General features: G+C 60.6%; 10 protein-coding genes. All 10 read left to right on the forward strand.

Annotated features, from left to right (window positions below):
• Positions 1-33: 33 nt before the first annotated feature.
• Positions 34-1848: a glutamine--fructose-6-phosphate transaminase (isomerizing) gene (glmS, locus tag HMPREF2724_RS08630; protein WP_070588356.1), complete on the forward strand. Its 1815-nt coding sequence runs from the start codon at positions 34-36 to the stop codon at positions 1846-1848.
• Between the two features lie 136 nt (positions 1849-1984).
• Positions 1985-3079, forward strand: coding sequence for an alanine racemase (gene alr / locus HMPREF2724_RS08635; protein WP_070432353.1), 1095 nt, complete (start codon positions 1985-1987; stop codon positions 3077-3079).
• A complete protein-coding gene (gene tsaE, locus HMPREF2724_RS08640; protein WP_061920598.1) occupies positions 3072-3536 on the forward strand; it encodes a tRNA (adenosine(37)-N6)-threonylcarbamoyltransferase complex ATPase subunit type 1 TsaE in 465 nt (154 codons plus the stop codon). Before alr ends, tsaE begins: the two co-directional genes overlap by 8 nt.
• A gap of 66 nt (positions 3537-3602) precedes the next feature.
• Entirely contained in the window at positions 3603-4070 is a 468-nt protein-coding gene (locus HMPREF2724_RS08645) for a hypothetical protein (protein WP_061920600.1), read from the forward strand.
• Entirely contained in the window at positions 4070-4738 is a 669-nt protein-coding gene (gene tsaB / locus HMPREF2724_RS08650) for a tRNA (adenosine(37)-N6)-threonylcarbamoyltransferase complex dimerization subunit type 1 TsaB (protein ID WP_070588235.1), read from the forward strand. The genes HMPREF2724_RS08645 and tsaB overlap by 1 nt, the downstream gene beginning before the upstream one ends.
• Positions 4735-5205, forward strand: a complete 471-nt coding sequence (gene rimI, locus HMPREF2724_RS08655) for a ribosomal protein S18-alanine N-acetyltransferase (protein ID WP_061920604.1) — start codon at positions 4735-4737, stop codon at positions 5203-5205. Before tsaB ends, rimI begins: the two co-directional genes overlap by 4 nt.
• The gene (gene tsaD, locus HMPREF2724_RS08660; RefSeq protein ID WP_070432352.1) at positions 5202-6251 is read left to right on the forward strand and encodes a tRNA (adenosine(37)-N6)-threonylcarbamoyltransferase complex transferase subunit TsaD; all 1050 of its coding nucleotides are present in this window, start codon (positions 5202-5204) and stop codon (positions 6249-6251) included. The genes rimI and tsaD overlap by 4 nt, the downstream gene beginning before the upstream one ends.
• Before the next feature lie 105 nt (positions 6252-6356).
• Positions 6357-6785 (forward strand): hypothetical protein, encoded by a 429-nt coding sequence (locus HMPREF2724_RS08665; protein WP_062042197.1) that lies wholly within the window; start codon positions 6357-6359, stop codon positions 6783-6785.
• A 163-nt stretch (positions 6786-6948) separates the two neighbouring features.
• Positions 6949-7248, forward strand: a complete 300-nt coding sequence (gene groES, locus HMPREF2724_RS08670; RefSeq protein ID WP_269465448.1) for a co-chaperone GroES — start codon at positions 6949-6951, stop codon at positions 7246-7248.
• A 6-nt stretch (positions 7249-7254) separates the two neighbouring features.
• Positions 7255-7627 (forward strand): TCP-1/cpn60 chaperonin family protein (locus HMPREF2724_RS08675; RefSeq protein ID WP_305764396.1); only part of this gene is annotated, 373 nt, incomplete at its 3' end.

Here is a 7627-nt window from a genome sequence, read left to right on the forward strand (position 1 = left end):
GGTCACGCATCCAGTGGCCGTGAATACTATGCCCTGGACGTTGTGCTGGAAGGCCTTCGCCGTCTTGAGTACCGAGGCTATGACTCTGCTGGCGTCGCAATGTACGTCGATGGCGAAATTAGCTGGCGCAAAAAGGCCGGCAAAGTTGCTGCCCTCGAAGCAGAAATTGCTTCCCGCCCTTTGCAGGACTCTGTCCTGGGCATCGGACATACCCGTTGGGCAACCCACGGCGGCCCGACCGACCTGAACGCCCACCCGCATGTAGTTGACGGCGGCAAGCTGGCAGTTGTTCACAACGGCATCATCGAGAACTTTGCTGAGCTGAAGACCGAGCTGACCTCCAAGGGCTATAACTTCGTTTCCGAGACCGACACCGAAGTTGCGGCCACCCTGCTGGGCGATATTTTCCACAATGAAGCTGCGGGTGACCTCACCAAGGCGATGCAGCTGACCGGCAAGCGCCTGGAAGGTGCTTTTACCCTTCTGGCAATCCACTCCGAGCAGGCTGACCGCATTGTTGCCGCCCGCCGCGATTCCCCGCTGGTCATTGGCCTGGGTGAGGGCGAGAACTTCTTGGGCTCCGACGTCTCCGGTTTCATCGACTACACCAAGTCCGCCGTCGAGATGGAAAATGACCAGGTCGTTACCATCACTGCTGACGAAGTTTCCATCACCGACTACGAAGGCAACGCTGCACAGGGCAAGCCATTCGAAATCATGTGGGACGCAGCTGCCGCAGAAAAGGGCGGCTTCAACTCCTTCATGGAAAAGGAAATCCACGACCAACCAGCTGCTGTACGTGACACCCTGCTCGGCCGCTTTGACGGCCAAGGCAAGCTGACCCTGGACGAGGTTCACATCGATGAGACGGTTTTGAAGTCCATCGATAAGATCATCGTCATCGCCTGCGGTACCGCTGCTTATGCAGGTCACGTTGCGCGTTACGCAATCGAGCACTGGTGCCGTATCCCAACCGAGGTCGAGCTGGCGCACGAGTTCCGCTACCGCGATCCGATCGTCAACGAGAAGACCTTGGTCGTCGCTTTGTCCCAGTCCGGCGAGACCATGGATACCTTGATGGCGGTGCGCCACGCCCGTCAGCAGGGTGCCAAGGTGATCGCTATCTGCAATACCCAGGGCTCTTCCATCCCTCGCGAGGCCGACGCTGCGCTGTACACCCACGCCGGCCCGGAGATCGCCGTTGCTTCCACCAAGGCCTTCTTGGCGCAGATCACCGCGACCTACCTCCTCGGCCTGTACCTGGCGCAGCTGCGCGGCAACATGTTCGCCGACGAAGTAAACGCGGTTCTGCAGGAGCTCCGCGATATGCCGGAGAAGGTCCAAGCAGTCATCGACAACGTGAAGCAGGTCACCGATCTTGCTAACTCCATGCAAAATGCCGAGTCCGTTCTCTTCTTGGGCCGCCACGTTGGCTTCCCGGTTGCGCTTGAGGGCGCGCTGAAGCTGAAGGAGATCGCATATCTGCACGCCGAGGGCTTCGCTGCCGGCGAGCTCAAGCACGGCCCAATCGCGCTCATTGAGGAGGGCCAGCCGGTCTTCGTCATCGTTCCTTCCCCGCGTGGCCGCGATTCCCTGCACTCCAAGGTCGTATCCAACATCCAGGAAATCCGTGCCCGTGGCGCAATCACCATCGTTATTGCTGAAGAAGGCGACGATGCTGTGGAGGCATATGCTAACCACGTCATCCGCATTCCGCAGTCCCCGACGCTGATGCAGCCGCTGTTGGCCACGGTTCCGCTGCAGATCTTCGCCTGTGGCGTTGCCACCGCAAAGGGCTACGACGTCGACCAGCCGCGTAACTTGGCTAAGTCCGTCACCGTCGAGTAAAAGCTCGCTTTAAATCCGGAAGTACCCCTCGCCTTATGGTGGGTGCTTCCGGATTTTGCGTTTTAACCGCACGAGAAATCCGCGCCGCGTGCTGCTGCGTTAGTCCTGCACACCAGTGCAGTGGCACAATAGACCCATGCTTCGTACCAGAATCGACCTTGACGCCATCGCCCACAATGTTTCTTTGTTAAAGAAAAAGGTGGCTCCCGCGCAGCTCATGTGCGTGGTGAAGGCGGATGCCTATGGCCACGGCGTCAAAGAAGTCGCGCCAGTGATGGCGCGTGCGGGTGCGGATGCTTTCGGTGTGGCGACTTTCAAAGAGGCCATTGAGCTGCGGCGTAGCGGAATCGATCAGCCGATTGCGGCGTGGATTTGGGACTCCACGCAGGAAATCGCGGAAGCTTTGGCGTGCCGCATCCACATTGCAGTGCCCTCCTTGGTACACGCGCGCCGCTTGGTGGAATCGGAGATTCCGGCGCAGGTTTATATCAAGGTTGAAACCGGTCTGCATCGCTCCGGCGTGGAGGAAGCGAACTGGGATGTTACTTTCGCATTGCTTCGCGACGCCCCGCAGGTCGAGGTTCTAGGCCTCATGTCGCATTTTGCGTGCGCGGATGAGCCAGATAATCCCTTCAACGACGAGCAGGAAGCTAATTTTCGCCGCGCGCTGGAGCGGGCCCGGGCTGCAGGCCTGGAATGCCCAGTGAATCACTTGGCCAATTCCCCGGCTGTTTTGGACCGACCTTCCTCCCATTTCGAGATGGTCCGTCCGGGCTTGGCTTGTTATGGCCTGGAGCCGATCCCCGGCCTCGAGCACGGCTTGAAGCCGGCGATGACTTGGGCGGCGAGCGTCGTCAACGTCAAGCCGATTCAGCCAGGCGAGGGCACCTGCTACAACCTCACGTGGAAGGCCGAGAAGCCGGGATTTTTGGCCACGATTCCGTGCGGATACGCCGACGGTTTGCCGCGCAACTTTCAGGGCAGGCTTAAGGTCGGCATCGGCGGCAAGCTTTACCCACAGGTGGGCCGCGTGTGCATGGACCAGATTGTCGTGGACTTGGGTGAGAACGAGTACGGCGTCGAGCAAGGCGACGAAGCCATTATCTTCGGCGAAGGCGGCCTGAGCGCGACGGATCTGGCGGAGGCCACCGGAACCATCAATTACGAAATCATCTGCCGTCCCACTGGCCGCACTGCCCGCCACTTTGAGGGAGGAATCGGGCATGCGTAGCCAGTTTCCGCAGCAGGGCCAAAAGCAGGTAGCTACTGCCGAAGCCGCCCGCGAGCTGGGAAAGGAACTGGGGGCGGCGCTTGAGGCTGGCGACCTCGTCATCCTCGACGGCCCGCTAGGCGCAGGCAAGACCACCTTCACCCAAGGCATTGCCGAAGGCATGCAGGTCAAAGGCCGCGTCACCTCGCCGACTTTCGTCATCGCCCGCGAGCATCGCTCGACCGTCGGCGGCCCGTCGCTCGTCCACGTCGATGCTTACCGCCTGCTGGACCACTCCGACGATCCCCTAGGCGAGCTCGACGCGCTGGATTTGGACACCGAGCTTGACGACGCCGTCGTCGTCGCCGAGTGGGGCGGCGGCTTCATGGACCAGCTCGCGGAGGCCTTTTTGCTGATCAACATCAACCGTGAGGCCGCAGACGATACTCGCGTGTTTACCTGGAACTGGGTAGGTTAACTGCCTTCTTGTAGGATAAGCGGGGTCAACTAACCCCCCATATGACGTGCAAGGAGCGCTTTCAATATGACCAAGGTCGGTCAATTCATCACCACATTCCTCATCGGATTGTTCATCATCGCCCTGGGCGCGATGATTGCGCTGTCGAGCATGCGTGAGCAGCCACCCGTGGAGCGCACCCTAGAAAGCGCTGTCGACTCCCTCGATAAGACCAACTTGACTGTCAGCGCCGTCGCTCCGAGCGAGGTTCTGGGCCGTAACTGGCAGGGCATGACCACCATCTGCGCTGGCACCAAGTTGGATGAGATCAAGAAGATGTACGGCATCGACCCGCAAGCCTTGGGCATTGATGAAGACGTCGACGCGGACACCAACTACTTCGTTGCCATCGGCGGCAACAATGAGTTCTACGCAGAGAAGCTCAACCGCGAAAAGATCGACCTGTGCCCGACGGGCCAGCCGTTGCAGCCTGCTGCCACCCAGTCTCTGCTGCCATTTATCAAGGAAGGCGATACCTGGAAGCTGGGCGCCTAATGCTGGTTTTAAGCATTGATACCGCAACGACTGACCTGGTTACCGGTGTAGTAGATACCGAATCCGGTGCGGTCAGCGAGCGGATTATCACCGATACCCGCGCGCATAACGAGCAGTTGATTCCCACCATCCAGCGCCTGCTGGAGGAAAAGGGAATGGGCTTTGCCGATTTGGACGCAATTGTCGTGGGGTGTGGCCCGGGCCCGTTTACGGGTTTGCGCGTAGGTATGGCCACCGCATCCGCGCTTGGCGACGCCCTCGGTATCCCGGTCCACGGCGTCTGCTCCCACGACGCCATCGCTGCCGAACACGGCGCGGATAGGCGCATCCTCGTGGCAACCGATGCACGGCGTAAGGAAATCTACTGGGCGACCTATGCAGAAGGCGTGCGGGTGGAAGGCCCGGGCGTCGTCAAGCCGGGCGAGATAGCCGTGGAGGTGGAAGCGGTAGTTATCCCAGGTAACCTGGTTGAAAAGCTGCCCGAGGCCCTGCAGGCGCTGCCGCACGTGGCGGCGAATCCGCGCCCGGCCGGTTTGGTTGCCGTCGCCGACCTTTCCGCGACGCCAGCTCCGTTGACCCCGCTGTACCTGCGTCGTCCAGACGCCGTGCCGCCGAAGCCAAAGCCGCGCTCAGCCGCCCTTCCCGACATTTTCGGGCTAAGTCTGTGAAGCTGCGCGAACTAACCGCCGTCGATGCGCAGCGCTGCGCGGAGCTGGAGAAAGTGCTTTTTGCAGGGGAAGGGCCGTGGCCGGCGGAGGCCTTCGTGCAGGAAATCGCACACGGTCACACCTTTTATCTAGGCGTGGAAGACGAGGACGTATTGGTTGGTTATGCCGGCATCGGCATGATGGGACCTGTTACCGACCCGGAATTCGAAATTCATACCATCGGCGTCGATCCCGCGATGCAGCGCCGTGGGGTGGGCAGGATGATGATGGATAACATCGTCTATATCGCTGACCTGAAAGACGCCCCGGTTTTTCTCGAGGTTCGTGTGGGCAACGATCCCGCCATTTCCATGTACGAAGCCTACGGTTTTATTAAGACCGGCATCCGCCGCAATTACTATCAACCTTCAGGCGCGGACGCGCACACTATGTTCCGCCCGCGTAAAAGCGAAAGGACCGCGAAGTGAAAATCCTCGGAATCGAGTCTTCCTGCGACGAAACCGGTGTAGGAATCATCGAGCTGGACGCGGACGGCAATATGGAAATCCTGGCTGACAGCGTTGCCTCGTCGATGCAGCAGCACGCTCGCTTCGGCGGCGTGGTTCCGGAAATCGCCTCGCGTGCCCACCTGGAGGCTATGCCGCAGGTGATGCGCGCAGCACTGGAGGAGGCGGGGATTTCCAAGCCGGATGCCGTTGCCGCGACGGTGGGGCCGGGCCTGGCGGGTGCCTTGCTGGTGGGCGCTTCCGCGGCGAAGGCCTATGCGGCCGCCTGGGGCGTGCCTTTCTACGGCGTCAATCACTTGGGCGGGCACGTAGCAGTGGCCAACCTCGAAGGTGAACAGCTGCCGCACGCAGTGGCGCTTTTGGTCTCCGGCGGCCACACCCAGCTGCTTGAGGTTGAGGCGGTGGGAAAGCCCATGAAGGAATTGGGCAGCACGCTTGACGACGCCGCCGGCGAAGCCTACGACAAAGTCTCCCGCCTTTTGGGGCTGGGCTATCCGGGAGGACCGGTCATCGACAAGCTGGCTGCGCAAGGCGAGGCCAACATCGACTTTCCGCGGGGCCTTTCGCGTGCGGAGGATCTGCGCGGCGTGCATCGCCATGACTTTTCTTTCTCCGGCTTGAAGACCGCCGTGGCGCGGTACGTGGAAAAGGCGGAGAAGGAAGGACGCGTCGTATCCATCGAGGATATTTGCGCTTCCTTCCAGGAGGCCGTGGCGGATGTGCTGACCGCGAAGGCCGTGCGGGCCTGCCAGGACACCGGCGCCAAGGTGCTGTTGCTGGGCGGTGGCGTGGCTGCGAATTCGCGCCTGCGGCAACTGGCGGCCAAGCGTTGTGAATCGGCGGGCATCGAGCTGCGGGTGCCGCGTTTTAAGCTGTGCACCGACAACGGCGTGATGATTGCGGCCGTAGCGGCGCAGCTTATTCATGAAGGGGCGGAGCCTTCCGGCCTGGCGTGCGGCACCGATACCCAGCTTGAGGTTGAAGTCCCGCTCGTTAGCGCAGACTAACGTTCACCAAAAGTTTGCCTTCCTCCGGATGCGGGGTAGTTAAAGCGACGGTAATGTGCGGAAGCGATATTGCCCTACTGGCTATTGAAGGAGCCTTACCCCATCATGACCACCGGTTTTCTCGTTAATCCAGATTTGACCCGCCGCAAGATCGAATTCGATCTTGAGCACGCCAACCAGTTCCTGGGCGGCACCACCGAAGACCGCGTCGCCGTCGTGTTCCAAGACGACGGTTCCACCTATGCCGCGCTTTTTAACCCCAATGCCAAGGCGGAGGGCGCGGAGCCGAATCCGGTTGCCTCCCTGGCGCGCAATGCTGCCGATACCGGTAACTCGGCATTCCTGCAGGACCCAATCCGCGCTATTAGTGGTCCGGTCATCTTCGTCGAAGCAGACGGTGAGTCTGAGAACTTCGACGAGGTCATCGAGGCAGTCGAGCACGGTATCCGTGCCGTTAGCAATTACCGCGAAGACTACCCAGAAGAGTATGGCCTCTGGCGCGCGGCGGTCATCAATTCTGAAAAGTCCGTCTAAGTTTTATAGGCTTCGCCGCGCCTCCGGAGTTTGTTGAGGGTTAGCAGTCGCAAGGGTAGAGTGCTAGGAAGGTTGTTTGACCCACAGTTGTTCACCCGCGACGACGGCTGTGCTGGACATCCACAACCGGCACATACAACTAACTGATTCAAATTTCGGAGGAATCACCATGGCAAACATCAAGCCACTTGAGGACAAGGTTCTCGTCCAGATCGTAGAAGCAGAAACCACCACCGCTTCCGGCCTGGTTATCCCAGACTCCGCTAAGGAAAAGCCGCAGGAGGCTACCGTCATCGCCGTCGGCCCAGGCCGCACCAATGACAAGGGCGAGGTCGTTCCGGTCGGCGTCAACGAGGGCGACACCGTAATCTTCTCCAAGTACGGCGGCACCGAGCTGAAGTACGACGGCCAGGAGTACCTCCTGCTGTCCGCACGTGACCTGCTCGCAGTCATCGAGAAGTAGGCCTTCATGCCAAAGCTGATTGCATTTGACCAGGAAGCTCGCGAGGGCATCCAGCGCGGCGTTGATACGCTTGCCGACGCAGTCAAGGTCACCCTCGGCCCCCGCGGCCGCAACGTTGTGCTGTCCAAGGCCTTCGGCGGCCCCACCGTCACCAACGACGGCGTGACCATCGCCCGTGACATCGACATCGAGGAGCCTTTTGAGAACCTCGGTGCACAGCTGGTGAAGTCCGTGGCCGTGAAAACCAACGACATCGCCGGTGACGGCACCACTACCGCAACCTTGCTCGCGCAGGCGCTCATCTTTGAAGGCCTGCGCAACGTTGCCGCTGGTGCCAACCCAGTTGAGCTGAACCGCGGTATCGCTGCGGCGGCGGAAA

It is taken from the genome of Corynebacterium sp. HMSC071F07 (assembly GCF_001810285.1).
Taxonomy (GTDB): domain Bacteria; phylum Actinomycetota; class Actinomycetes; order Mycobacteriales; family Mycobacteriaceae; genus Corynebacterium; species Corynebacterium simulans.

Coding starts and splice junctions, on each gene's coding strand:
- alr (WP_070432353.1), top strand. CDS start 1,985: ATGCTTCGTACCAGAATCGACCTTGACGCCATCGCCCACAATGTTTCT.
- tsaE (WP_061920598.1), top strand. CDS start 3,072: ATGCGTAGCCAGTTTCCGCAGCAGGGCCAAAAGCAGGTAGCTACTGCC.
- HMPREF2724_RS08645 (WP_061920600.1), top strand. CDS start 3,603: ATGACCAAGGTCGGTCAATTCATCACCACATTCCTCATCGGATTGTTC.
- tsaB (WP_070588235.1), top strand. CDS start 4,070: ATGCTGGTTTTAAGCATTGATACCGCAACGACTGACCTGGTTACCGGT.
- HMPREF2724_RS08665 (WP_062042197.1), top strand. CDS start 6,357: ATGACCACCGGTTTTCTCGTTAATCCAGATTTGACCCGCCGCAAGATC.